Here is a 24,097-nt window from a genome sequence, read left to right on the forward strand (position 1 = left end):
TGGGTATGACCGAAACCTTCCGCCGCGATGGCGACCGCCCGGACACGTACGGCACGTACAGCGCCTACCCCCCGCCGCCCCCGTACGCCCCCAACCCCCCGGCCGGAGGCCGCAGGCGGCGCGCCAAAGGGCCCGTCGCGCTGCTCGCCGCCGTGGCGCTCGGGGCTGCGGCGGTCGGCGGCGGCACGGCATTCGCCGCGCAGGAGCTGTGGGGGAAGACCGCGGCCGCGGCGACGACCGGGGTGAACGGGACCAACGCCGCGGCGGGCGGCAAGGGCAGCGTCAGCGGGGTCGCGAACGCGGTGAGCGGCAGCATCGTGGAGATCCAGGCCGAGACCGCGTCCGGCGAGTCCACCGGCTCGGGCGTGATCATCACGTCCGACGGCGAGATCGTCACCAACAACCACGTCGTCTCGGGCGCCTCCACGGTCAAGGTGCGCACCGACGACGGAGAGACGCACACCGCCGAGGTCGTCGGCACCGACGCCGACAAGGACCTCGCGCTGATCAAGGTGCGCGGCGCATCCGGCATGGAGGCGGCGACGCTCGGCGACTCGGACGCGGTGAACGTCGGCGATCAGGTCGTCGCGATCGGCTCCCCCGAGGGCCTCACCGGCACCGTGACCAGCGGCATCATCTCGGCCAAGGACCGCGACGTGACCGTGTCGAAGGACGGCGGCCAGGACCAGGAGCAGGAGCAACAGGGCGGCGGGCGCTGGCCGTTCGAGTTCGAGGGGCAGCAGTTCAACGGCGACACCGGCTCGTCGAAGACCACGTACAAGGCGCTGCAGACCGACGCCTCGCTCAACCCGGGCAACTCCGGGGGCGCGCTCATCGACATGAACGGCCGGATCATCGGCATCAACTCCGCGATGTACTCGCCGAGTTCGGCCGGCGGCTCGGGCTCGGGGGCGAGCTCCGGTTCCGTGGGGCTCGGCTTCGCCATTCCGATCGACACGGTCAAGGCCGACCTGGCGAAGCTGCGCGCCGGGTCGACGGACTGACGCCGCCGTACCGGACAGGAGGAAATCGCAGGTGGGAACGGTGGAAGGCCTCGTCGCGGGGAGTTTTCCACAGGGCGGCGCTCGGGGTTTTCCACAGGCCGACGCAAGCTTCGCGACTCCGTGCGAGGCTGACGTCACGACACCGGAAGCCCCCCGCACACTCCCCGAGGACACGACGCCCATGAGCCCCGCCGAAGGCGAAACGCAGCGCATTCTGATCGTCGACGACGAGCCCGCCGTGCGCGAGGCCCTGCAGCGCAGCCTCGCGTTCGAGGGGTACGGGACGGACGTCGCCGCGGACGGCCTGGAAGCCGTGGAGAAGGCCGCGGCCACCCAGCCCGACCTGATCGTGCTCGACATCCAGATGCCCCGGATGGACGGCCTGACCGCAGCCCGCACACTGCGGGCGATGGGCTCCACCACGCCCATCCTGATGCTGACGGCCCGTGACACGGTCGGCGACCGCGTCACGGGGCTGGACGCCGGGGCCGACGACTACCTGGTCAAGCCCTTCGAGCTGGACGAGCTCTTCGCCCGTATCCGCGCGCTGCTTCGCCGCAGTTCGTACGCGGCGGCGCTCGGCACGCAGGACGGCCCGGACACCGACGTCCTGGACTTCGGCGACCTGCGGATGAACCTGGCGACGCGCGAAGTGGTGCGCGGCGAGCGCCAGGTGGAGCTGACGCGTACGGAGTTCACGCTCCTGGAGATGTTCCTCGCGCACCCGCGGCAGGTCCTGACCCGCGAGCAGATCCTCAAGGCCGTCTGGGGCTTCGACTTCGAGCCGAGCTCCAACTCTCTCGATGTGTACGTGATGTACCTGCGCCGGAAGACCGAGGCCGGAGGCGAGCCGCGCCTCGTGCACACGGTCCGGGGTGTGGGGTATGTGCTGCGGTCGGGCGGCGCGGAGTGACCAGTGCCGTGCGGCGCTTCCGCGCGCTGCCCCTGCGGTCCCGCCTCGCCCTGCTCGTCGCCACGGCGGTGGCGGTCGCGGTGGCGGCGAGCGCGGCGGCCTGCTGGTTCATCGTGCGGGGCGCGCTGTACGACTCGCTCGACGACTCCCTGCAGCAGAACCGGGTGTCGAGCGCCTGGGTGCTGCAGCAGGTCGACGGGGCGCAGTGCAGCACCCAGGGGCCGGTGCTGCCGGAGGACGTGAACCCGTTCAAGCTGTCGATCCAGGTCATCAACTCCGAGGGCGTGACCTGCACGGTCATCGGCAAGGCCGTCGCCGTGGCGGGCAGCGACATCGAGGTGGCGGACGGGCATGCGCCGCAGAGCCTGCACAACACGAGAACGGAGGCCGGCACGGAGTACCGCGTGCTGACCTACCCGCTGCAGGGCTACGAGGGCGCGGTCTCCGTCGCCCGCCCCCTCACCGAGGTGAACGACACGCTCAGCGATCTGACGCTGGTCCTCGCCCTGGTCGCCGGGGTCGGCGTCGTCGGCGCGGGGGCGGCGGGGCTGTGGGTGGCGCGTGCGGGGCTGCGTCCGGTGGACGAGCTGACGGGTGCGGTGGAGCACGTGGCGCGTACGGAGGACCTGACGGTCCGCATCCCCGCGGAGGGGGACGACGAGATCGCGCGCCTGTCGAGATCGTTCAACGCGATGACGGCGGCCCTGGCGTCCTCGCAGGAGCGGCAGGCGCAGCTGATCGCCGACGCGGGGCACGAGCTGCGTACGCCGCTGACGTCGCTGCGGACGAACATCGAGCTGCTCGCGCGCAGCGAGGAGACGGGCCGGGCCATCCCACCGGACGACCGCAAGGCGCTGCTCGCCTCCGTGAAGGCGCAGATGGCCGAACTGGCCGCGTTGATCGGGGACTTGCAGGAGCTTTCCAGACCGGACGAGTCGGGCCGCTCGGGGAAGGTGGAGGTGGTCGGCCTGCACACGATCGCGCGGACGGCCATCGACAGGGCGCGGCTGCGCGGTCCCGAGCTGGCGGTGGAGGCGGAGCTCGCTCCCTGGTACGTGCGGGCGGAGGCTCCCGCGCTTGAGAGAGCCGTGGTCAACGTCCTCGACAACGCGGTGAAGTTCAGCCCGCCGGGCGGCCGGATCGACGTCCGTCTGGACCGGGGCGAGCTGACAGTGCGGGACCGGGGGCCGGGCGTCGCGGAGGACGAACTCCCGCATGTCTTCGACCGGTTCTGGAGATCGCCCTCGGCGCGGAGCATGCCCGGGTCGGGGCTCGGGCTCTCGATCGTGGCGCGGACGGTGCAGCAGTGCGGGGGCGAGGTCGAGCTGCGGCGGGCGGAGGACGGCACGGGCACGGTGGCGGTGATACGGCTGCCGGGCGCACCGACGCCGCCGCCGGAGACTCCGACGACGGCGCCGTGAAAGGCGGCACCCGGCCCTGGATCGGACCGCCGGGCCTGGACCGCCGGGCCTGGACCGCCGGGCCTGGACTGGCGGGCCTGGACTGGCGGGCCTGGACTGGCGATCCGGACCAGCGAGCCGTGCCAGCGAGCCGGGCCCGTCAGTCGGACCCGTCAGTCGGACCCGTCAGTCGGACCCGTCAGTCGGACCCGGCGGTCGGGGTCAGGTCAGGCCGACCCCGTTGTGCCGGATCAGGGACTCGACGAGCCCCACCCGGGTGTTCGGGTAGTCCATCGGCACGATGCCCAGGCCCTTCCAGTCCGCGCCCGCGCCGTCGATGAGCTCGTGCACCTGCGGGTTCAGGCGGTCCGCGTTCCAGCGGGGCGGGAGGCCGGCGGCCGTACTGACGAAGTTGATGTAGAAGGGGCCGGGTTCTGCGGCCGCCTTGCGGAAGTGGGCCTCGATCTTGGGCCACTTGGCGAAGGGCTCGGCCATGTACTCGTCCTGGAGGGAGAAGACGGATGTGTCGCCCCAGCGGACCCCGCCCGGCAGGCCGCCGTTGTCGGCGATGAGCACCACCTTGCCGCGCGCCTGCCCCAGCGAGGGCAGTGCGTCCCCGATGTGGAACAGCGAGCGCCAGCCTCGTACGTCCAGGTAGTCCGTGAAGATCGCGGCGAAGTCGACGTCGGACACCTCCGAGTACTCCTGCTTGACGCGCATGAGGACTGTCTCGGAGGAGTGGGCGGCGAGGAAGTCACGGCAGGCGATCAGGACGTCGCCGAACATCAACTCCTGGTAGGCCGCGCCGTGATGGATCGCGAAGGAGCCGTCGATGGCGCGGCAGCGCACGTCGAGGAAGCGTATGCCGGAGTTCAGCTGCTCGGCGACGGTGGTGTTCTGGCACTCGCTCCAGGGGCCGCCGAAGCGCGCCCCCGAGTCGTGGGTGCCCGGAATGGTGAGTGAGCTCAGCGCGGCGCCGTCGGCGAGGCCCGCCATCCACTCCTGGGCGACCAGGGCGGTGGCGGCGGGCCTCGCGGACGCGACGGCCGTGCCGGCATAGGTGAAGAGCCCCGCGGCGGAGAGGGCCGCCGCTCCCTTGAGGAATCCCCGTCGGTCAGTGGTCATGACAGGGAGCGAAGCACAGGAGGCGGGTGGGACGACAGAGAGGTAAGTGACAAACGTGGAACAGGAGTTGAGGCCGCTACTTGTCGATCGTCAGACCCACCCCGCTGAGCCGGACCCGGATGCCCTCCTTCTCGACCTTCACGTCGCGCAGCCGTACGTCGCCCGTGCCCGGCAGCTTCGGGAGCCGGAAGCCGAGCGAGAGGCGGTCGGCGAGGGCGGGGCGGGTGAGTTCGGTGAGGCCGTCGAGGAGGGCCGGGTCGAGGCCGAGCTTCTTCAGGAGCCAGGGCTGGCCCATCGCCACGTCGATCAGGTTGAGCTTCATCAGCTTCTTCACGAAGCGCGGGGAGCCGGTGAGTTCGGCGAGCTTGCGCTCGTTCCGCAGGGCGGCGCGGACCGCGGACTCGGGGACGCCGAGGCGCCGCACGACCGCGTCGACCCGGAAGAGGGCCTTCACCTTCTCCGTCTCGTGCCGCAGCTGCGCGGCGGACTTGCGGCTCAGGTGCAGGCCCTGGCCGGGTCCGGTGCCGGGCCGGTAGGTGGCGAGGTCGCCGATGTCCAGGCGCATGCCGCCGATCCGGGTGGAGATGCCGTGGTCGCCGCTGCGCTGGATCCGGGCCTCGGCGGCCACCCGCAGGTCGTGCCCGGCGACGGGCAGGGTGCCGCGGGCGATCACCCGGTCATGGCCGCGGGCGGTGAACGTGACCTGGGATGCGCCGAGTTCACGGTTCAGGTCGTCGAAGGAGAGCAGCACCTCGCCGTCCATGGACTCGATCTCCGCGCCCTTGAAGTCGAGCAGACCACCCTTGATCCGTACGTCGCGGGCGGTGGTGGAGACCTTGGCGAGGGAGATGCGGTCGGCGGCCACGTCGGGAACGGTGATGCGGACGGTGTCGAGCCGCTCGTCGAGGGCCTGGGTGAGGAACGGGAAGCCGTCGATGTCGACCTCGGGCGCGGCGCTGAGGTGCATCGCGTCCTTGAGCTTCGCCGCCGCCTCGTGCTCGGTGTAGAGGAGGGCCCAGCGGTCGCCGAGGCCGAGGAAGGCCGTGATCACCAGGAGCAGTACGAGCACCTTGGCGGCGATCGGCAGGCCCGCGAAGCGGTTGCGTTTTCGGCGGCTGTTGCGGCGGTGGTTGGGCGGCGACCAGTCGTCGTCGTCCGGGTCCGCCTCGTGCAGGAACTCGTCGAGCGGGTTGCCGGCCAGGGCGGCCAGCTCGTCGTACGGATTCTCGTAGGCGTCGGCGGGCCTGTTCTCGTAAACGTTGTCTGGACGATCTGTGGATATGCGGTGGGGGGTGGTGCGCATCGGGTCATCTGACCATGCACGCCACCCCCCACAGCAAGTCCCTACTGCAAGTAAGGGAGGAAACCCGTCACTTCACGACCGTGATGCGGTCCGCCTTCGGCGGTGCGATCGGCTTGTCCGCCGAGGAGTTGGCCGTCAGGTAGTCGTTGAGGGCCTTCAGGTCGTCGCCGCCGACCAGCGGGTTCGCGCCCTTGCCGAGCTCGGTGAAGCCGTCGCCGCCGCCCGCGAGAAACGCGTTCAGGGCGACCCGGTAGGTGGCGGACTCGTCGATCGGCTCACCGTTCAGCCGGATCGAGTCGGCGACCACACGGTCCGCGCCCGACTTGGTCATGTCGAGCGTGTACGTGAGGCCCTCGGAGACCTGCAGGATCTTCGGGGAGGCCTCGTTCGGGCCGCTGACCTGCTGCTTGAGCGCGGTGACCAGCTGGGCGCCGGTGAGGTCGACCAGGTTCACGGTGTTGCTGAACGGCTGCACGGTGAACGCCTCGCCGTATGTCACGACGCCGTCGCCCTCGCTGCCGCTCGCCTTGTGCACGAGGTCGGAGCGGATGCCGCCCGGGTTCATCAGGGCGAGCGCGGCCTTGTCGTCCAGGGACTTGGCGTGCGCGAGCTGCGCATCCGCGATCAGGTCGCCGAGCGGCTGCTCAAGCGTGCCCGCGCCGCGGCCCGGGATGTCACCGGAGATGAAGCCCACCGGCTTGCTCGCGATCGGCGCGGCCAGCTTGTTCCACCGCTCGATCAGCGAGGTCATGTCCTCGGCCTTGGCGACGTCCCGGCGCACGACCTTGTTCGCCGACTTCACGTCGGCGCGCACGATGTCCTGGGTCTCGCGGTCGTACGTCAGGGTCGTGTCGGTGAAGAGCTTCCCGTACGACGAGGCCGAGGTGACCAGGCGCGGCTTGCCGGCCGGGTCCGGGATGCTGCACACGTACGCCTGGTGGGTGTGGCCGGTGACGAAGGCGTCCACCTTGGGCGAGACGCCCTTGGCTATCTCGCTGATCGGCCCGGAGACGCCGTCGCCGGGGCCGGGGCTGTCGCAGTCGTAGTTGTACGCCTGCGAGGCCGGCTCGCCGCCCTCGTGGACGAGCGCCACGATCGACTTCACGCCCTGCTCGTCCAACTCCTCGGCGTACTTGTCGATCGTCTCGATCTCGTCGTGGAACTTCAGGCCCTTGATGCCCTCGGCCGAGACGATGTCCGGGGTGCCCTCCAGGGTGAGGCCGATGAAGCCGATCTTCACCCCGTTCTTCTCCCACACCGAGTACGGCTTGAGGAGCGGCTTGCCGGTCTTCTCGTCCGTCACGTTCGCCGTGAGGTACGGGAAGTCGGCGCCCTCGAACTCCTTGCCGTCCTCGTAGCAGCCGTCCTTGGGGTGGCAGCCGCCCTTCTGGATGCGCTGCAGCTCGGCCCGGCCCTCGTCGAACTCGTGGTTGCCGACGCTGCTGACGTCGAGGTCCAGCTTGTTCAGCGCCTCGACGGTGGGCTCGTCGTGGAAGAGCCCGGAGAGCAGCGGCGAGCCGCCGATCAGGTCGCCGGCGGCGACGGTCGCGCTGTACGGGTGGTCCTCGCGGGCCTCGCGCAGCGACGTGGCGAGGTGCTCGATGCCGCCCGCGTCGATCTTCTTCTCGCTGCCGTCCTGCTGGCGCTCGGTCACCTGGCCCGAGGAGCCCGCGGGCGGCTCCAGGTTGCCGTGCAGGTCGTTGAACGAGAGCAGCTGCACGTCCACCGTGCGCCCCCGGTCCGCCTCCCGCGCCCCCTCCGCGCCCGCAGGGAGCGCCGCCGCGAGGACCCCGGCGCTCGCGCCGAGCGCCACGACGCCCACCACCAACCGGCCCCCGATACGGCGCCGTTGAGCTCTGCCTGACATCTGTTCCCCTTCACAGTCCGCTCGGTCGAGCCGCAGCCTAGAGTCAACGCGCGTAGCGCAACAGGGGGTAGCGGGTTACGGGCAGGTTGCCGCTGTGACGTCCGACGGAGCGACGAGCGCAGCGTCCATGACCCGGCGAGCGCCGCGTGCATGACCGGCGAGCGCCGCGTGCATGACCGGCGAGCGCCGCGTCCATGGGTTCAGGGCGCGAAGCGACGTACGCTCAAGGGCATGACAGACGCAGCTCCCGCGGTCCCGCCGCGCTCGATCCAGACCCTCGAAGCGCTCTCCGAGGAACAGGCCGACGCCGTGCTCGCGCTGCTCGCCGACGCCGCCCGCACCGACGGCCAGCAGGCCGTGTCCGAGCAGGGCCGGCTGCAGCTGCGCGGAGGGCCGCGCAGCGGCGTGCGCCACCTCCTGCTCGAAGTCGAGGGCCAACTCGTGGGGTACGCCCAGCTGGAGGACACCGACCCCGTCGAGGCCCCGGCCGGCGAGCTCGTGGTCCACCCCGGCCACCGCGGCCACGGCCACGGCCGCGCGCTCGGCACGGCGCTGCTCGGCTCCTCCGGCAAGCGGCTGCGGGTCTGGGCGCACGGCGGGCACGCGGCCGCCCGGCACCTCGCCCAGGTCCTCGGCCTCACCCTGTTCCGCGAACTGCGGCAGATGCGCCGCCCGTTGAGCCCCGACGCGATCGCCGAACCGGCCCTGCCCGCGGGCGTGACCGTACGCACCTTCGTGCCGGGCGAGGACGACGCGGCCTGGCTCGCGGCCAACGCGGAGGCCTTCGCGCACCACCCCGAGCAGGGCTCGCTCACCCAGCGCGACCTCGACGACCGGATCGCCGAGCCGTGGTTCGACCCGGCGGGCTTCTTCCTCGCCAAGTCGGCCGAGGGCGAACTGCTCGGCTTCCACTGGACGAAGGTGCACGCGGAGGAACGGCTCGGCGAGGTGTACGTGGTCGGCGTCCGCCCCGCCGCCCAGGGCACCGGACTCGGCAAGGCGCTCACCGCGATCGGCCTGCGCCACCTGGCCGCGGCGGGCCTGCCGACGGCGATGCTGTACGTGGACGCGGACAACAAGGCGGCGGTCTCGGTCTACGAGCGGCTCGGCTTCAGCACCCACGAGACGGACCTGATGTACCGCACGGAGACGTGATCGGCCGATAACGCCCCGAACTCCCCGAACTCCCCCGCCACGGCGACCTGTTGGGGCGGCGCTGAGAGCTTCGGCGCTTGACGCCGCCCCTTCTTTGGATCACTCTTTCACTACTTGATTAGTGAAAGAGGGTTGAGCAGACGTGTTCGCTTACCGGATCGACCGGCGGAGCGGTGTCGCCACGTACGTCCAGCTCGTGCAGCAGACCAAACAGGCCCTGCGCCTCGGCCTGTTGGAGCCGGGCGACAAGCTGCCCACGGCCCGCGAGGTCGTCGAGGCCACGGCCATCAACCCGAACACGGTCCTCAAGGCCTACCGCGAACTGGAACGCGAGGGCCTGGTCGAGGCCCGCCGCGGCCTCGGCACCTTCGTGACCAGGTCGCTCGGCTCCGCGCCCGCCGACTCCCCGCTGCGCGGCGAACTCAGCCGCTGGACGGAGCGCGCCCGCGCCGCCGGGCTCGAACGCGGCGACGTGGAGGCCCTGTTCGCGGCCGTACTGGAAGAGCAGTTCAGATCCGAGGGGGACAGCGCATGACCGCAACCGCCGCAGCCGCGGGCACCGCCATCGAGGCGGCCGCACTGGGCAAGACGTACGGGAGGCGCCGCGGCCCCGCGCTCGACGACTGCTCCTTCCGGCTGCCCGCCGGCCGGATCTGCGCCGTCGTCGGCCCGAACGGCGCCGGCAAGTCCACGCTCCTCGCCCTCGCGGCCGGGCTCGCCCGCCCCACCGCGGGCCGCCTCACCGTCCTCGGCGGCGCCCCCGCCGCGGCCCGCGCCCGCCTCGCGTACGTCGCCCAGGAGAAGCCGCTCCACCCGCAGCTCAGCATCGCCGACACGCTCCGCCTCGGCGCCGAGCTGAACCCGGGCCGCTGGGACGCCGCGCTCGCCCAACAGGTCGTGGAGGAAGGGGAGTTGGACCTGTCCGTACACGTCCGTGCACTCTCCGGCGGGCAGCGCACCCGGGTCGCGCTCGCCCTCGCGCTCGGCAAGCGCGCCGAACTGCTGCTCCTGGACGAGCCGATGGCCGACCTCGACCCGCTCGCCCGGCACCAGCTCATGGGCACCCTGATGGCACAGGCCGCCGAGCACGGCACCACCGTCGTCATGTCCTCGCACATCGTCGGCGAACTGGCCGACGCCTGCGACCACTTGCTGCTCGTCGCCGGCGGCCGGGTCCGCCTCGGCGGGCCCATCGACGAGCTGGTCGCCGCGCACACCCTCGTCACCGGCCGCGGCTCCGCCGCCGAACTCGCCCCGCACACCGTCGTCGAGTCCCGCGCCACCGGGCGCGGCACCACCGCCCTGATCCGGCCCGCGGGCGCGATAGCCGCCGGCTGGGAGGCCCAGGAACCGTCCCTGGAGGACCTGTTGCTCGCCCATCTCCGCTCCCCCGGCGCCCCGGCACTGCTCACTCCCGAGGCGGCTCCGCGCGCCGAGAGCGAGGTGCCGGCGTGAGCAGCTCCGTGATCAAGGGCACCCGCTGGACCGAACTGCGCCTGCACCGCCGCGCCTTGTGGACCACGGTCGCCGCCCTGGCCCTCATAGCCGCCCTGACCGTGTTCCTGCGCTGGGGCGCGAGCGCCTATCCGTCCGTCGACGGCGAGTGCGGCGGTCCCTGCAAGCCCACCTTCCTGGGCTTCGCCAACGGGGAGCACATGCTCCAGGAAGCCATGGGCCTCGCGTCCATGACACTGCTGCTGCTCCCCCTCCTGATCGGCGCCTTCGTCGCGGGCCCGCTCACCGCCCGCGAGCTGGAGTCCGGCACCCACCGGCTCGCCTGGACCCAGTCCGTCACGCCCACGCGCTGGCTCGCCTCCCGGCTGACCACCGCCGCCTGCCTCGCCGCGGCCGTCGCGGTCACCCTCATGGCCGTCTTCCGGTTCGGCGCCGCCGACCTCTTCGGCCGCTGGAACATGGGCTGGGCCGACCGCGGCGTCTACGAGGGCACGGGGCCCGTGCTCGTCGCGTACTGCCTGTTCGCCGTGGCCGTCGGCGCCCTGGTCGGGCTGCTCGTGCGCCGCACCCTGCTCGCCGCCTCGCTCACCGGCCTGGTCACCGGCGTCGTGCTCGCCGTCCTCGGCAGCGTGCGCTGGCAGCTCTGGCCGGTCGTCCAGGCCTCCGGGCCCGCGACCACCATGGAGCCGCACTGGATGAAGGTCCTGCCGCGCGACGCGTTCATGACCGACGTCGGCGTCACCAACGCCGCCGGCGAGCGCTTCATCGCCCGCCAGTGCACGCCCGACCAGATGGCACACTTCCCGTGCCCCTCGGACACCAGGATCGCGGGCTGGTTCCTCGACTACCACCCCCGATCCCACTTCTGGTACACCCAGTTCATCGAGACCGGCATCGTCCTCGCCCTCGCGGCCGCCGCCGTCTGGGCCGCGTTCCTGATCCTGCGCCGCCGCACGCCGTAAGGCCTCTCGACGGCCCGCGCGGCCCCCGGCGTACGGACGCCCGGGGGTCGCCCGGCGATGTCCCGCACGTCATGTCGCCGTAACCAATGGTTCAGGCGGCCTTGGCACGCTCACGGAATGCAGCCCGCCGCACCCGAGCCGCCGATTCCGACGCCCAGAGCGGGCCTCGTCCCGTCCGCATTCGGCGCGCCCGGAACCGCCGGTACGCGGAAGAATGGGTTCATGAACCAGCCCAGCGCACAGGCAGCTGCACAGCACACCCAGTCCCCCCAGCCGTCCGTTGGTTCCATCGCGGCCCACCGCCCGCACACCGTCGCCGCCGCCCTCTCCGACCTCGAACCGGACATCGACGCGGACCTCGACACGTACGAGGGGTACGAGAAGGATGTCGACGGCGCCGAGCTGCCGCAGGGCCGGTTCCTGGACCGGGAGCGCAGCTGGCTCGCGTTCAACGAGCGGGTGCTCGAACTCGCCGAGGACCCGCACACCCCGCTCCTGGAGCGCGCCAACTTCCTGGCGATCTTCGCGTCCAACCTGGACGAGTTCTTCATGGTCCGCGTCGCCGGCCTGAAGCGGCGCATCGCCACCGGCGTCGCCACCCGCTCCGCCTCCGGGCTCCAGCCCCGCGAGGTCCTCGACCTGATCTGGACCCGCACCCGCGAGCTCATGGCCCGGCACGCCGCCTGCTTCCAGGAGGACGTGGCGCCGTCCCTCGCCGACGAGGGCATCGGCATCATCCGCTGGGCCGAGCTCACCGAGAAGGAACAGGCCCGCCTGTTCACGCTGTTCCGGCAGCGGATCTTCCCCGTCCTCACCCCGCTGGCCGTCGACCCGGCGCACCCCTTCCCGTACATCTCGGGCCTCTCCCTGAACCTCGCCGTGGTCGTGCGCAACCCGGTCAGCGGCCACCGGCACTTCGCCCGGGTCAAGGTCCCGCCGCTGCTCAGCCGCTTCCTGGAGGCCTCGCCCGGCCGGTACGTCCCCGTGGAGGACGTCATCGCCGCGCCCGCGCACCTGGAGGAGCTGTTCCCCGGCATGGAGGTGGAGGCCCACCACATGTTCCGGGTGACCAGGAACGAGGACCTGGAGGTGGAGGAGGACGACGCCGAGAACCTCCTCAAGGCCCTGGAGAAGGAGCTCATGCGGCGCCGCTTCGGCCCGCCCGTGCGCCTGGAGGTCGAGGAGTCCATCGACCGCCACATCCTCGACCTGCTGATCCGCGAGCTGAAGATCTCCGAGGCCGAGGTCTACCCGCTGCCCGGCCCCCTCGACCTCACCGGGCTCTTCGGCATAGCGGGCCTCGACCGGCCCGAGCTCAAGTACCCGAAGTTCGTCGCGGGCACCCACCGCGACCTCGCCGAGGTCGAGTCGGCCTCCGCGCCCGACATCTTCGCCGCCCTGCGCGAGCGCGACGTCCTGCTGCACCACCCGTACGACTCGTTCTCCACCTCCGTCCAGGCCTTCCTGGAGCAGGCCGCCGCGGACCCGGACGTCCTCGCCATCAAGCAGACCCTGTACCGGACTTCGGGCGACTCCCCGATAGTGGACGCTCTCATCGACGCCGCCGAGTCCGGCAAGCAGGTCCTCGTCCTCGTCGAGATCAAGGCCCGCTTCGACGAGCAGGCCAACATCAAGTGGGCGCGCAAGCTGGAGGAGGCCGGCTGCCATGTCGTGTACGGCCTCGTCGGTCTGAAGACGCACTGCAAGCTGTCGCTCGTGGTCCGCCAGGAGGGCGAGACCCTGCGCCGCTACAGCCACGTCGGCACCGGCAACTACCACCCCAAGACGGCCCGCCTGTACGAGGACCTCGGGCTGCTCACCGCGGACCCGCAGGTCGGCGCGGACCTCTCCGACCTCTTCAACCGCCTCTCCGGCTACTCGCGCCGCGAGACCTACCGACGGCTCCTCGTCGCCCCCAGGTCCCTGCGCGACGGCCTGATCTCGCGCATCGAGAAAGAGGTCCAGCACCATCGCGCGGGCCGCCCCGCGCACGTCCGCATCAAGGTCAACTCGATGGTCGACGAGGCCGTCATCGACGCGCTGTACCGCGCCTCCATGGCGGGCGTCCCGGTCGACATCTGGGTACGCGGCATCTGCGCCGTACGCCCCGGCGTCACCGGGCTCTCGGAGAACATCCAGGTCAGGTCCGTGCTCGGCCGGTTCCTTGAGCACTCCCGGGTGTTCGCCTTCGGCAACGGCGGCGAGCCCGAGGTGTGGATCGGCAGCGCCGACATGATGCACCGCAACCTCGACCGCCGTATCGAGGCACTGGTCAGGGTCACGGACCCGGCCCACCGCGCGGCGCTCAACCGCCTTCTGGAGACCGGCATGTCCGACACCACCGCCTCCTGGCGCCTCGGCCCGGACGGCGACTGGACCCGGCACGCCCTGGACCCGGAGGGCCAGCCACTGCGGAACGTACAGGAGATGCTCATAGACGCCCGGAGGCGCCGGCGTGGCTCAGCGACACCCTGACAGCGACACCCCCGCGGCCCGGGAGACCGCCGTGACCTCCCGGGAGACCGGCTTGACCTCCCGGGATACCGGCCTGACCTCCCGGGAGACCACCGCGGGACCAGAGATCACCATGACCCGAGAGGCACGCGCGGGCCGAGCGGCGGCCGCGGCCGGGAAGACACCAGTGGCGGGGAAGACAGCGATGGCCGGGAAGACGCCGATGGCCGGGGAGACGCTCGTGACCGGGAAGACCCCGAAGACCGGGAAGGCGCCCGTGACCGGGGAGACGCCCGTGGCCGGTGAGACGCTCGCGGGCTATCTGCGCGAGCAGGCCACCGAGTTCCTGCGCTCCCTGCGCCAGCACCGGGAGAGCAGCGCCGAGGAGGCCGCCGAACCCGCCCTCGCCCTGCGCGCCGCGGCCCGCCGGATCAGCGGCGCCCTGCACACCTTCCGGCCACTGCTCGACGCCGACTGGTCGGACCAGCTGCGGGCCGAACTCGCCTGGCTGTCCGGCACGTTGGCGCGCGAGCACGCCTACGCCGCCCGCCTCGACCGGCTCATCGGCGCCCTGCACCGGCTCTCCCCGGCCGGCCCCGGCGCGGGCCGCGGCCCCTCCGTACCCGCGCAGTCCGGCGGTCTGACCGTCGGCGCGGCCAAGGCCGGCGCGCTGATCGAGCGTCAACTCACCCTGGCCCGCACCCGCGCCCACTCCACGGCCCTGCAGGCGCTCGGCTCGTCCCGCTTCCACGCGGTCGCAGACGGGGTCGCCGTACTCGCCAGCGAGGTGCCGCTGCGCCGGGACGCCGCCGGGCACCCACTCGCGCCCTTCGCCTCGGACGTCGAGGCCCGCCTCAACGAAGCGGTGGCCGCACTTCCGCTCGTACGGGCCGGGCATCCGTACAACGCGGAGGCGCTCCTGCACGGCCTCGCCGCCGACGCCGCGCCGGAGTCCCAGGACACGCCCTGGCACCAGGTACGGCTGCTGCTCCGCCTGCACCGGTACGCGCAGGAGGCGGTCGGGGTCGAGCCGGGCCACGACCTGCGGCTGCTCGGCGCGGGCCAGGCCCTCGACCGCCACCGGGACGCCGCCGAGGCCGCCACCGCCGCCGCCTCGGCCGCGCGCACCCCGCGCATCGCCCCGGCCACGGCGTACGCGCTCGGCGTCCTGCACGCCGACCAGCGGCACGAGGTCGAGGCGGCGCGCTTCGCTTTCCAGGCGGTCTGGCGCAGGAACGCTTCCGCTCCCTCCGACCGGCCGGTGAGCACCCCGTGACTCCGGGCCCGCCCCCGGCTCCGGCCCCGATCCTGGCGGCGGGCTGCGTGCTGTGGCGGCGCCCGCACCCCGGGGGCGAGCTCGAAGTGTGCCTGGTCCACCGCCCCAAGTACGACGACTGGTCCCACCCGAAGGGCAAGCTCAAGCCGGGCGAGGACCCGCTGGCGGGGGCGGTGCGCGAGGTCGCGGAGGAGACAGGCCTGACCTGCACCCCCGGCCCCCGCCTCCCCACGGCCCACTACGTCGTACGGGGCCGCCCCAAGCAGGTCCACTACTGGGCGGCGGAAGCGGGCGAGGGCACGTTCACCCCCAACTCCGAGGTGGACGCGATCATTTGGCTCCCGCCGGACGAGGCCCGAGCCCGCCTGACCCAGGCACGTGACCGCGAGCTGCTGGACGCGCTGCTCGCCCTTCTCCCCCAGCCCCGCCCCTTCCCGTAACTGGGGCTCCGCCCCAGACCCGGCTCCTCAAACGCCGGAGGGGCTGGATGTTGCGGGGTGGAGCCTGGGGCGCCGATGAGTGCCCCGTTAGGGGCGCGGGGAACGGCGCGACCAGCCACAGCGACGCCGCAGCCGAACGACAACAAAGAGGGCCAGGGCGAAGCCCAGCCCGCCAGGGGCGCGGGGAACTGCGCGAGCGGCCACAGCGGCGCCGCAGCCGAGCAACGAGGGATCGAAAATCAGCCCGTCCGGCGTTTGAGGACGAGCGCGGAGCGCGATGGGGGGCCGGGGGCGGAGCCCCCTGGGGGTGCGCCCGGCCGCCGGGGGAACACAGCGCAACCACCCGCACACGTAACCCCGCCGTGACCTAACCGCACCGCCCTCCGAGGTTCACCCCCCGTTCACTCTCGGCCTTCGGCCGCTTCACCTGTCCTGCCTAATTTCGGACTTGCGCGACGCGTGGCGCGGTCATCACGGCCCGCCCGCGGAGGCACATGAACGTGCACATGAACGAAACGACTCCGCACGCCGTCCCACCTCCGGCGGCTCCTGGAAGGAACTCCCGAAAGTGAAGCTTCAGCGCATGAACCGGCGGGCCCTCGCTCTCGGTGCTCTCGCCGTCTCCGGCGCCCTGGCCCTCACGGCGTGCGGCTCCGACGAGACCGGCAGCACGGGCGGCAGCGGCGGCAAGCAGACCAACGCCGCCAACATCAAGTGCGACGACGCCAAGGGCCAGCTCGCGGCCTCCGGCTCGTCCGCCCAGAAGAACGCCATCGACGCGTGGACCAAGGCGTACGCCCAGGCTTGCCAGGGTGTTCAGGTCCAGTACAACCCGACCGGCTCGGGCGCGGGCATCACCGCGTTCCTGCAGGGCCAGACGGCCTTCGCGGGCTCCGACTCCGCCCTGGAGCCGGCCGAGATCGAGAAGTCGAAGAAGATCTGCAAGGGCGGCCAGGCCATCGACCTGCCGATGGTCGGCGGCCCGATCGCCGTCGGCTACAACGTCCCCGGCGTGGACAACCTCGTCCTGGACGCCAAGACCATGGCCGACATCTTCAACGACAAGATCAAGACCTGGGACGACCCGGCGATCAAGAAGCTGAACCCGGACGCCAAGCTCCCGAACACCAAGGTCCAGGCCTTCCACCGCTCGGACGAGTCCGGCACCACGGACAACTTCACCAAGTACCTCAAGGGCGCCGCCCCCGACGCCTGGCCGCACGAGCCGGGCAAGACCTGGGAGGCCAAGGGCGGCCAGTCCGCCAACGGCTCCGCGGGCGTCTCCAGCCAGGTCAAGCAGACCCCGGGCGCCATCTCCTACTTCGAGCTCTCCTACGCCGACGGCATCAAGACCGTCGACCTGAAGACCGAGGCCAAGGAGCCCGTGAAGGCCACCGTCGACAACGCCTCCAAGGCGATCGCCGAGGCCAAGGTCACCGGCAAGGGCAAGGACCTCGCCCTGGACCTGAACTACAAGCCGCAGGCCGAGGGCGCGTACCCGATCACCCTCGTCACGTACGAGGTCGTCTGCGACAAGGGCAACAAGGCGGAGACCCTCGCCACCACCAAGTCGTTCCTCAACTACATCTCCAGCGAGGACGGCCAGCAGGTCCTGAAGGACAACGACTACGCGCCGATCCCCGACGAGATCATCACCAAGGTCCGCGAGACCGTCGCCGGCCTGAGCTGACCCCGAGTGCGGCCCGGTTCGCAGCGCAGAACAGCGCAGTAGGCGCAGCACAGCGCCGATCCGGGCCGCACCGTCCGGTGCACCGCCGCCAGGAGCCTCCCGTACGGCCATCCCGTGCCGAGGCTCCGCAGACCGGAGAATCCCATGGACATAGCTACGCAGACTGAAACCGCCCCGCCACCCCCGCCGCCCGCCACCACCGAGCAGCAGCGCGCCTCCCGCGGCGCGACCCGTCCGGGCGACCGGATCTTCCTCGGCCTCTCCCGTGGCTCGGGCATCGTCCTCCTCGTGATCATGGCCGCCATCGCGGCGTTCCTGACCTACCGCGCGGCGCTCGCGCTGTCGGACAACACGGGGAACTTCCTGACCACCTTCGAGTGGGACGCCAACGCGATCCCGCCGAAGTTCGGCATCGCGGTCCTCGCCTTCGGCACCGTCGTGAGCTCGATCATCGCCCTGGTGATCGCCGTTCCGGTCGCCGTCGGGATCGCGCTGTTCATCTCGCACTACGCACCGCGCAAGCTGGCCGTCCCGATCGCGTACGTGATCGACCTGCTGGCCGCCGTGCCCTCGATCGTCTACGGCCTGTGGGGCGCCCTCGTCGTCGCGCCCAACCTGACCGGCTTCTACAGCTGGCTGGACACGGTCCTCGGCTGGACCGGGATCTTCGAGTACCAGGGCGGCGCCCCGCGCTCCCTGATGACCGTGGGCATCCTGCTCGCGATCATGATCCTGCCGATCATCACCAACGTCAGCCGCGAGGTCTTCCTGCAGGCTCCGAAGATGCACGAGGAGGCCGCCCTGGCCCTCGGCGCCACGCGCTGGGAGGTCATCCGGATGTCGGTGCTCCCCTTCGGCCGCTCCGGCATCATCAGCGCCTCGATGCTGGGCCTCGGCCGCGCGCTCGGCGAGACCATCGCCGTCGCCACCGTGCTCTCGCCGACCTTCCTGATCAGCGCCTCGCTGCTCGACCCGGGCGGCGGCACGTTCGCGCAGAACATCGCCAGCAAGTTCAACGAGGCCAGTGAGTACGGCCGGGACGCCCTGATCGCCTCCGGTCTCGTCCTGTTCCTCATCACTCTGCTGGTCAACGGCGCGGCCCGCATGATCATCGCCCGCCGCAAGGAGTACTCGGGGGCCAACGCATGAGCACCACCGCACCCACCGCCCAGGCCGTCACGCCCGACACCCTGCACGCGGCCCGACTGCCCCGCTGGACCTCCCCGCTCGTCGCGATCGGCTCGGCCGCGGCCGCCGTGGGCATCGGCCTCGCCGCCGGTCTGCACAGCCGCGTCCAGTGGGGCCTGATCGCCGCGGTCCTCTTCGTGATCGCGTCGTACGTCCTCGCCACCGCGGTGGAGGGCAGGCGGCAGGCCAAGGACCGGTTCGCCACCTCGATGATCTGGGTGACGTTCCTGCTCGCCGTGATCCCGCTGGCCTCCCTGATCTGGGAGACCGTCGAGCGCGGCAGCAAGGTCTTCAGCCCGTACTTCCTCTCCCACTCGATGGGCGTCGTCGCCGACCAGGACCCGGGCGGCGGCATCAACCACGCCATCATCGGCACCCTGCAGCAGGTCGCCCTGGCCTCGCTGATCGCCGTGCCGATCGGCCTGCTCACCGCGATCTACCTGGTCGAGTACGGCCGCGGCAAGCTCGCGAAGGCCGTCACCTTCTTCGTCGACGTCATGACGGGCATCCCGTCGATCGTCGCGGGTCTGTTCGTCCTCAGCTTCTGGATCCTGATCCTGGGCTTCGACTTCTCCGGCTGGGCCGGCGCCATGGCGCTGTCGATCCTGATGATGCCGGTGGTCGTCCGCTCCACCGAGGAGATGCTCAAGCTCGTCCCGAACGAGCTGCGCGAGGCCTCGCTCGCCCTCGGCGTGCCGAAGTGGCGCACGATCCTGAAGGTGGTCCTGCCCACCGCGATCGGCGGCATCACGACCGGCGTCATGCTGGCCGTCGCCCGTATCGCCGGCGAGACCGCCCCGGTGCTGCTCCTGGTGTGGGTGAACCCGTTCATCAACACCAACCCGTTCGACGGCGCCCAGGGCTCGCTGCCGCTGTACATCTACCAGCAGTACGCGGCCGGCTCCGAGGCCTCGTACGACCGCGCCTGGGCAGCGGCGCTCGCCCTCATCGGCTTCATCATGATCCTCAACCTCGTGGCCCGCGGCATCGCCCGCTGGAAGGCCCCGAAGACGGGCCGCTGACGCGGCTTCTCAGCGACAAGCGACCCTCTCGAAAGAAGTAGTGATCCCCATGGCCAAGCGAATCGACGTCAGCGGCCTCTCCGCCTACTACGGCAGCCACAAGGCCATCGACGACATCTCCATGACCGTCGAGCCCCGCTCGGTGACGGCCTTCATCGGCCCCTCCGGCTGCGGCAAGTCGACCTTCCTGCGCACCCTCAACCGCATGCACGAGGTCACCCCCGGCGGCCGCGTCGAGGGCAAGGTCCTCCTGGACGGCGACGACCTGTACGCCTCCGGCATCGACCCGGTGAACGTCCGCCGCACCGTCGGCATGGTCTTCCAGCGCCCGAACCCCTTCCCCACCATGTCGATCTTCGACAACGTGGCGGCGGGCCTGCGGCTCAACGGCTCGTACAAGAAGTCCGAGCTGAACGAGATCGTGGAGAAGTCCCTCAAGGGCGCCAACCTCTGGAACGAGGTCAAGGACCGCCTCAACAAGCCCGGTTCGGGCCTCTCCGGCGGTCAGCAGCAGCGGCTCTGCATCGCCCGCGCCATCGCGGTCGAGCCGCAGGTGCTGCTCATGGACGAGCCCTGCTCGGCGCTCGACCCGATCTCGACCCTCGCGATCGAGGACCTGATCGGCGAGCTGAAGGAGCGCTTCACGATCGTCATCGTGACGCACAACATGCAGCAGGCCGCCCGCGTCTCCGACCGCACGGCGTTCTTCAACCTGGCGGCCGTCGGCCAGCCCGGCAAGCTGATCGAGATCGACGAGACGGAGCGGATCTTCTCCAACCCGTCCGTCCAGGCGACCGAGGACTACATCTCGGGCCGCTTCGGCTAGACCCAACCGACCCCTCGCGGTGCTGCATGGCGGTGCCACCGCGAGGACGAGAAGGGCCCGTCCCCGGTACGAACCGGGGACGGGCCCTTCTCTCTTAGGGGCGCCCCGTAAGGGGCGCGGGGAACTGCGCGACCAGCCACAACGGCGCGGCAGCCGAAGCACTACAGGAACGCCAGGTTCACAACCCAGAAGCTCAACGCAGCGACAAGCGCAGCCGCAGGCATGGTGATGAACCAGCCAAGAATGATGTTCTTGGCGACCCCCCAGCGGACAGCGTTCACCCGCTTCGTCGCCCCCACACCCATGATCGCGGAGGTGATCACATGCGTGGTCGAGATCGGCGCGTGGAACATGAACGCGGTCGTGAACATGATGCCCGCGCCCGTCGTCTCGGCCGCGAAGCCCTGCGGCGGGTCCAGCTCGATGATCTTCCGGCCGAGCGTCCGCATGATGCGCCAGCCGCCCGCGTACGTACCGGCGGACAGACACACCGCGCAGGCGATCTTGACCCACACCGGGATCGGCGCGTCGGCGCTCTGCACGTCGGAGATGACCAGGGCCATGACGACGATGCCCATCGTCTTCTGGGCGTCCTGCAGACCGTGGCCGAGGGCCATGCCCGCCGCCGAGACGGTCTGCGCGATCCGGAATCCGCGCTTGGCCTTGTGCGGGTTGGCCTTGCGGAACATCCACATGATCGCGCACATCACCAGGTAACCGGCGATGAGGCCGACGATCGGCGAGAGGAACATCGGGATGACGATCTTGTCGACCACCCCGGACCAGATCACGCCGATGCCGCCCGCGAGCGCCGCGCCGACCATGCCGCCGAAGAGCGCGTGCGACGAGGACGAGGGCAGCCCGAAGTACCAGGTGATGAGGTTCCAGACGATCGCGCCGATGAGGGCGGCGAAGAGGATCCACATGCCCTTGTCGCCGTGCGGGGTCTCGATGATCCCCTCACTGACGGTCTTGGCGACCCCGCTGCCCATGAAGGCGCCGGCGAGGTTCATCACCGCGGCCATCGCGAGCGCCGCACGCGGCGTCAGCGCACGCGTGGAGACGGAGGTGGCGATGGCGTTCGCGGAGTCGTGAAAGCCGTTTGTGTACGTGAATCCGAGCGCGACACCGATGGTCACGATCAAGGCGAAGGTGTCCATGGAGGGGTCAGGACTCCTTGACCGCGATGGTCTCCACGGTGTTGGCGACGTGCTCGAACGCGTCGGCCGCCTCCTCCAGTACGTCCACGATCTGCTTGAGCTTCAGCACCTCGATGGCGTCGTACTTACCGTTGAAGAGGTGCGCGAGCAGCTTGCGGTGGATCTGGTCGGCCTGGTTCTCCAGGCGGTTGACCTCGATCCAGTACTCCGTGAGGTTCTCCATGGTCCGCAGGTGCGGCATGGCCTCCGCGGTCAGCTCGGCGGCGCGCGCGAGCACCTCGATCTGCTGCTCGACGCCCTTGGGGAGCTCCTCGACCTGATAGAGGACGACGAGGTCGACCGCCTCCTCCATGAAGTCCATGATGTCGTCGAGGGACGAGGCGAGGTTGTAGATGTCCTCGCGGTCGAACGGCGTGATGAAGGAGGAGTTCAGCTGGTGGAAGATCGCGTGCGTCGCGTCGTCTCCCGCGTGCTCCGCGGCCCGCATCCGCTCTGCGATCTCGGCTCGGGCGGAGGTGTCCGCCCCGAGCAGTTCCATGAGGAGCTTGGAGCCCGTGACGATGTTGTCCGCGGATGCGGAGAACATGTCGTAGAAGCTCGTCTCCCTCGGGGTCAGACGAAAGCGCACGTGGGGTCCTCGGGGTGCTTTGGATTCGGTCAGGCTGATGCTAGAGGCATCATCCGGCCACGGCTAACCGGCCGTCCTCCAGTGTCGCCCATCAAGCAGAGCCATCCGCACGGGGTCCGCCGGGGACCCGAAATATCCGGTACCATATACCCACCCGGGGTATGGAAGCCCTTGCAGGACAACGGGAGGACGCGATGACCACCACCGAGACCGACACGGCGGCGGGCGCGGCACACTGCGCCGGGACGGAGACCGAGATCACGGACCACGACCGCGGGGTGCACGGCTACCACAAGCAGAAGGACGAGCACCTCAAGCGACTGCGCCGGATCGAGGGCCAGATCCGCGGCCTGCAGCGCATGGTCGACGAGGACGTCTACTGCATCGACATACTCACCCAGGTCTCGGCGAGCACAAAGGCCCTGCAGTCCTTCGCCCTCCAGCTCCTGGAGGAGCACCTGCGCCACTGCGTCGCGGACGCCGCGGTCAAGGGCGGCGAGGAGATCGACGCGAAGGTCGAGGAAGCGACGAAGGCGATCGCCCGGCTTCTCCGCACGTGACCGGCTGCTTTCCGCACGTCACCGGCTGCCTTCACGCGTGACCGGCTCCTCCCGCACGTGAGAGAGGGCTCGGCTCAGGCCGAGCCCTCCTCGTACACCTTCAGCACCTCGTCGATGCGGTCGGCGCTGAGTCGCTCCTCGGCCGCCATGGACGCGGCGATGATCAACTCGCCGCACAGCTCGATCTCGGCGAGGGCGACGTGATCGTGGACCGCCGCCTTGTCGGTAGTGGGAGCCACGCGCATCACCTCTTCCTGCCGTCACCGGCTTCCCAGGGTAGGGAGCGGCCTGCGCCCCGCGCATGGCACGGACGGGCTATTTGCGACGCGAACTCGCCCTCCGCGCGGGCACTTTCACGGCACCCGAGGCGTCAGGGCACCTGCTACGGCCCGGCGATCTTCCCGGCGAAGATGTCCTCCGCGGCGGGCAGACCGGCCTGCACGGCCGTGCCGAACCCGAAGAGCAGCGTCGTCGAGGTGACCATCACGTCACCGCTGCCGCCGGTGGCCGGATCCGCCCCCGCGCCCTTCGCCTCCGCGCCCTTCACACCTGCGCCGTCGGCCGGTACGTCGTCGTTGGCGAAGGTGAACCGGTGCCGGATCTTGCGCAGCCGGCCCTGCTCGTCGAGGTACGCGTCGAACGGCACCGTGTCCTCGGCGAAGCCCTTCGCCGCGGCGCGCAGCACCTTCCGGTTGGCCCCGGCCGCCCGCTCGGCCGCGAGCCCGATCTCGGCCGTGCCCCGGTAGTGCCGCACGGGCACGCCCGCCAGCTGCGTCTTCCCCGCGTACGAGACGGCGCTCGCGCCGAGCAGCAGCTCGGCGGCGGCCAGCGGATCGGTGGCGCCGCCGGTGACCAGGTTGCCGTCCGCGAGGCCCGCCGTGTCGATCCGCACCCACTTGTCGGCGGGCACGCCCGCGCCGCGGTTCTTCATGTAGAGGGCGCCGGGGGCGAGGAGTTCGGTGATCGGGCGGTGCTCGTCGACGCCCGCCGGGTCCTTGGGCAGTATCACCTTGAGACGGCCGAGCGGCTTCGCGAAGTCGTACGCGCCCTCACCGCGGATGGTCACGCGGGTGCCGCCGCTGGCCATCTCCATCGACGTACGCGCCTTGGCGCTGCCCGCGGCGCGCAGGGCCGCGACCGCGCGGTGCACCGTGTCCACCGGGTCGGCCGCCTCCTTGTCCTCGGCCGCGGCGCCGCCGCCGGAACACCCCGTCGTGGCCAACACCAAGGAGGCCAGGGCCCCGCCCGCCACGGCGGTGACGGCGGAGCCGCCACCGCGCCTGTGCTGCTGCACCGCCATCGCCTGCCTACCCCCAACACTGGGCCGTCCCACGGCCCCCCTTCTCGTTCCGCCTAACGACCGCTGCTCCAACCCGTCACGCCCGCTCCGCGCGGGCCGCCGCGGTCCCTCCCCGTGTTCACCTGGGCCCGCTACGGTGGCGGCGTGTCAGCCCAAGAGGACCCGGCCACGGCCGCCGAGCACCGCACCACCACCGTCGAACAGGGCCGCTTCTGCGCGGCCCGGTGCAGCTGCGGCTGGCGCGGACCGGCGAGACGGGCGCGGTCCAAGGCGCGTTCGGACGCCGCGGAACACACGGCCCACCCCTGAGCGCGGCCCGCGCGCGCCGTGTGCGCCCCGGCGTACCGGCGTACCGGCGCGGCAGGTGGA

Annotated in this window: 23 protein-coding genes; 16 read left to right on the forward strand and 7 right to left on the reverse strand. The window is 71.2% G+C overall.

Going from position 1 to position 24,097, the window contains the following annotated elements; all coding sequences use genetic code 11:
* Nucleotides 1-5 precede the first annotated feature (5 nt).
* The 3 genes from QIS96_RS26895 (at nt 6) to QIS96_RS26905 (ending at nt 3,338) form a co-directional block, all read left to right on the forward strand.
* Nucleotides 6-1,004, forward strand: coding sequence for a S1C family serine protease (locus tag QIS96_RS26895; protein ID WP_282545341.1), 999 nt, complete (start codon nt 6-8; stop codon nt 1,002-1,004).
* A 181-nt stretch (nt 1,005-1,185) separates the two neighbouring features.
* Nucleotides 1,186-1,917 (forward strand): response regulator transcription factor, encoded by a 732-nt coding sequence (locus QIS96_RS26900; RefSeq protein ID WP_282545342.1) that lies wholly within the window; start codon nt 1,186-1,188, stop codon nt 1,915-1,917.
* Nucleotides 1,914-3,338 (forward strand): sensor histidine kinase, encoded by a 1,425-nt coding sequence (locus QIS96_RS26905; RefSeq protein ID WP_282545343.1) that lies wholly within the window; start codon nt 1,914-1,916, stop codon nt 3,336-3,338. Before QIS96_RS26900 ends, QIS96_RS26905 begins: the two co-directional genes overlap by 4 nt.
* 201 nt (nt 3,339-3,539) lie before the next feature.
* Here the strand turns inward: QIS96_RS26905 and QIS96_RS26910 are convergent, their stop codons facing one another.
* The 3 genes from QIS96_RS26910 to QIS96_RS26920 form a co-directional block, all read right to left on the reverse strand.
* Nucleotides 3,540-4,442 (reverse strand): phosphatidylinositol-specific phospholipase C, encoded by a 903-nt coding sequence (locus QIS96_RS26910; RefSeq protein WP_282545344.1) that lies wholly within the window; start codon nt 4,440-4,442, stop codon nt 3,540-3,542.
* Nucleotides 4,443-4,518: 76 nt separating this feature from the next.
* Nucleotides 4,519-5,745: an LmeA family phospholipid-binding protein gene (locus QIS96_RS26915; RefSeq protein ID WP_282545345.1), complete on the reverse strand. Its 1,227-nt coding sequence runs from the start codon at nt 5,743-5,745 to the stop codon at nt 4,519-4,521.
* 67 nt (nt 5,746-5,812) lie between these two features.
* Nucleotides 5,813-7,612, reverse strand: a complete 1,800-nt coding sequence (locus QIS96_RS26920; RefSeq protein ID WP_282545346.1) for a bifunctional metallophosphatase/5'-nucleotidase — start codon at nt 7,610-7,612, stop codon at nt 5,813-5,815.
* Between the two features lie 231 nt (nt 7,613-7,843).
* Between QIS96_RS26920 and mshD the strand changes: the two genes are divergently transcribed.
* The 11 genes from mshD (at nt 7,844) to pstB (ending at nt 20,080) form a co-directional block, all read left to right on the forward strand.
* Nucleotides 7,844-8,767: a mycothiol synthase gene (gene mshD / locus QIS96_RS26925; protein ID WP_282545347.1), complete on the forward strand. Its 924-nt coding sequence runs from the start codon at nt 7,844-7,846 to the stop codon at nt 8,765-8,767.
* A gap of 142 nt (nt 8,768-8,909) precedes the next feature.
* Nucleotides 8,910-9,302 (forward strand): GntR family transcriptional regulator, encoded by a 393-nt coding sequence (locus QIS96_RS26930; protein WP_282545348.1) that lies wholly within the window; start codon nt 8,910-8,912, stop codon nt 9,300-9,302.
* Entirely contained in the window at nt 9,299-10,222 is a 924-nt protein-coding gene (locus QIS96_RS26935; protein ID WP_282545349.1) for an ATP-binding cassette domain-containing protein, read from the forward strand. The genes QIS96_RS26930 and QIS96_RS26935 overlap by 4 nt, the downstream gene beginning before the upstream one ends.
* Nucleotides 10,219-11,184, forward strand: coding sequence for an ABC transporter permease (locus QIS96_RS26940; RefSeq protein WP_282545350.1), 966 nt, complete (start codon nt 10,219-10,221; stop codon nt 11,182-11,184). The genes QIS96_RS26935 and QIS96_RS26940 overlap by 4 nt, the downstream gene beginning before the upstream one ends.
* A 117-nt stretch (nt 11,185-11,301) precedes the next feature.
* Nucleotides 11,302-13,659: an RNA degradosome polyphosphate kinase gene (locus QIS96_RS26945; RefSeq protein ID WP_408907262.1), complete on the forward strand. Its 2,358-nt coding sequence runs from the start codon at nt 11,302-11,304 to the stop codon at nt 13,657-13,659.
* A 202-nt stretch (nt 13,660-13,861) separates the two neighbouring features.
* Nucleotides 13,862-14,914 carry a CHAD domain-containing protein gene (locus tag QIS96_RS26950; RefSeq protein ID WP_282545376.1) on the forward strand — a complete coding sequence of 351 codons (1,053 nt, stop codon included), beginning with the start codon at nt 13,862-13,864 and terminating at the stop codon, nt 14,912-14,914.
* Nucleotides 14,911-15,354, forward strand: coding sequence for an NUDIX hydrolase (locus QIS96_RS26955; protein ID WP_282545352.1), 444 nt, complete (start codon nt 14,911-14,913; stop codon nt 15,352-15,354). The genes QIS96_RS26950 and QIS96_RS26955 overlap by 4 nt, the downstream gene beginning before the upstream one ends.
* Nucleotides 15,355-15,922: 568 nt before the next feature.
* Nucleotides 15,923-17,044 (forward strand): phosphate ABC transporter substrate-binding protein PstS, encoded by a 1,122-nt coding sequence (gene pstS / locus QIS96_RS26960; RefSeq protein WP_282545353.1) that lies wholly within the window; start codon nt 15,923-15,925, stop codon nt 17,042-17,044.
* A gap of 144 nt (nt 17,045-17,188) precedes the next feature.
* A complete protein-coding gene (gene pstC / locus QIS96_RS26965) occupies nt 17,189-18,193 on the forward strand; it encodes a phosphate ABC transporter permease subunit PstC (RefSeq protein ID WP_282545354.1) in 1,005 nt (334 codons plus the stop codon).
* Nucleotides 18,190-19,254: a phosphate ABC transporter permease PstA gene (pstA, locus tag QIS96_RS26970; RefSeq protein WP_282545355.1), complete on the forward strand. Its 1,065-nt coding sequence runs from the start codon at nt 18,190-18,192 to the stop codon at nt 19,252-19,254. Before pstC ends, pstA begins: the two co-directional genes overlap by 4 nt.
* A 49-nt stretch (nt 19,255-19,303) precedes the next feature.
* Nucleotides 19,304-20,080, forward strand: coding sequence for a phosphate ABC transporter ATP-binding protein PstB (pstB, locus tag QIS96_RS26975; RefSeq protein ID WP_282545356.1), 777 nt, complete (start codon nt 19,304-19,306; stop codon nt 20,078-20,080).
* 161 nt (nt 20,081-20,241) lie between these two features.
* Here the strand turns inward: pstB and QIS96_RS26980 are convergent, their stop codons facing one another.
* Both QIS96_RS26980 and QIS96_RS26985 read right to left on the reverse strand, forming a co-directional pair.
* Nucleotides 20,242-21,240: an inorganic phosphate transporter gene (locus QIS96_RS26980; RefSeq protein ID WP_282545357.1), complete on the reverse strand. Its 999-nt coding sequence runs from the start codon at nt 21,238-21,240 to the stop codon at nt 20,242-20,244.
* A gap of 7 nt (nt 21,241-21,247) precedes the next feature.
* Nucleotides 21,248-21,868 (reverse strand): DUF47 domain-containing protein, encoded by a 621-nt coding sequence (locus QIS96_RS26985; RefSeq protein WP_282545358.1) that lies wholly within the window; start codon nt 21,866-21,868, stop codon nt 21,248-21,250.
* Between the two features lie 194 nt (nt 21,869-22,062).
* On the opposite strand from QIS96_RS26985, the gene QIS96_RS26990 reads away from it, so the two are divergent.
* Complete coding sequence (locus QIS96_RS26990) at nt 22,063-22,428, forward strand: metal-sensitive transcriptional regulator (RefSeq protein ID WP_282545359.1); 366 nt, start codon at nt 22,063-22,065, stop codon at nt 22,426-22,428.
* Nucleotides 22,429-22,502: 74 nt separating this feature from the next.
* On the opposite strand, the gene QIS96_RS26995 is transcribed toward QIS96_RS26990, so the two are convergent.
* A complete protein-coding gene (locus tag QIS96_RS26995; RefSeq protein ID WP_282545378.1) occupies nt 22,503-22,667 on the reverse strand; it encodes a hypothetical protein in 165 nt (54 codons plus the stop codon).
* 143 nt (nt 22,668-22,810) lie between these two features.
* Nucleotides 22,811-23,728 carry a hypothetical protein gene (locus QIS96_RS27000; RefSeq protein ID WP_282545360.1) on the reverse strand — a complete coding sequence of 306 codons (918 nt, stop codon included), beginning with the start codon at nt 23,726-23,728 and terminating at the stop codon, nt 22,811-22,813.
* Nucleotides 23,729-23,872: 144 nt separating this feature from the next.
* On the opposite strand from QIS96_RS27000, the gene QIS96_RS27005 reads away from it, so the two are divergent.
* The gene (locus QIS96_RS27005; protein ID WP_282545361.1) at nt 23,873-24,037 is read left to right on the forward strand and encodes a hypothetical protein; all 165 of its coding nucleotides are present in this window, start codon (nt 23,873-23,875) and stop codon (nt 24,035-24,037) included.
* Nucleotides 24,038-24,097 lie beyond the last annotated feature (60 nt).

The sequence above is a fragment of the Streptomyces cavernicola genome, assembly GCF_029968035.1.
Lineage (GTDB): Bacteria > Actinomycetota > Actinomycetes > Streptomycetales > Streptomycetaceae > Streptomyces > Streptomyces cavernicola.

Excerpts from the sequence above, each read along its gene's own strand:
- pstA (WP_282545355.1), top strand. The coding sequence starts at position 18,190 with ATGAGCACCACCGCACCCACCGCCCAGGCCGTCACGCCCGACACCCTG.
- QIS96_RS26915 (WP_282545345.1), bottom strand. The coding sequence starts at position 5,745 with ATGCGCACCACCCCCCACCGCATATCCACAGATCGTCCAGACAACGTT.
- QIS96_RS26980 (WP_282545357.1), bottom strand. The coding sequence starts at position 21,240 with ATGGACACCTTCGCCTTGATCGTGACCATCGGTGTCGCGCTCGGATTC.
- QIS96_RS26900 (WP_282545342.1), top strand. The coding sequence starts at position 1,186 with ATGAGCCCCGCCGAAGGCGAAACGCAGCGCATTCTGATCGTCGACGAC.
- QIS96_RS26990 (WP_282545359.1), top strand. The coding sequence starts at position 22,063 with ATGACCACCACCGAGACCGACACGGCGGCGGGCGCGGCACACTGCGCC.
- pstC (WP_282545354.1), top strand. The coding sequence starts at position 17,189 with ATGGACATAGCTACGCAGACTGAAACCGCCCCGCCACCCCCGCCGCCC.
- QIS96_RS27000 (WP_282545360.1), bottom strand. The coding sequence starts at position 23,728 with ATGGCGGTGCAGCAGCACAGGCGCGGTGGCGGCTCCGCCGTCACCGCC.
- QIS96_RS26895 (WP_282545341.1), top strand. The coding sequence starts at position 6 with ATGACCGAAACCTTCCGCCGCGATGGCGACCGCCCGGACACGTACGGC.
- mshD (WP_282545347.1), top strand. The coding sequence starts at position 7,844 with ATGACAGACGCAGCTCCCGCGGTCCCGCCGCGCTCGATCCAGACCCTC.
- QIS96_RS26935 (WP_282545349.1), top strand. The coding sequence starts at position 9,299 with ATGACCGCAACCGCCGCAGCCGCGGGCACCGCCATCGAGGCGGCCGCA.
- pstB (WP_282545356.1), top strand. The coding sequence starts at position 19,304 with ATGGCCAAGCGAATCGACGTCAGCGGCCTCTCCGCCTACTACGGCAGC.
- QIS96_RS26945 (WP_408907262.1), top strand. The coding sequence starts at position 11,302 with ATGCAGCCCGCCGCACCCGAGCCGCCGATTCCGACGCCCAGAGCGGGC.
- QIS96_RS26910 (WP_282545344.1), bottom strand. The coding sequence starts at position 4,442 with ATGACCACTGACCGACGGGGATTCCTCAAGGGAGCGGCGGCCCTCTCC.
- QIS96_RS26950 (WP_282545376.1), top strand. The coding sequence starts at position 13,862 with ATGGCCGGGGAGACGCTCGTGACCGGGAAGACCCCGAAGACCGGGAAG.
- QIS96_RS26920 (WP_282545346.1), bottom strand. The coding sequence starts at position 7,612 with ATGTCAGGCAGAGCTCAACGGCGCCGTATCGGGGGCCGGTTGGTGGTG.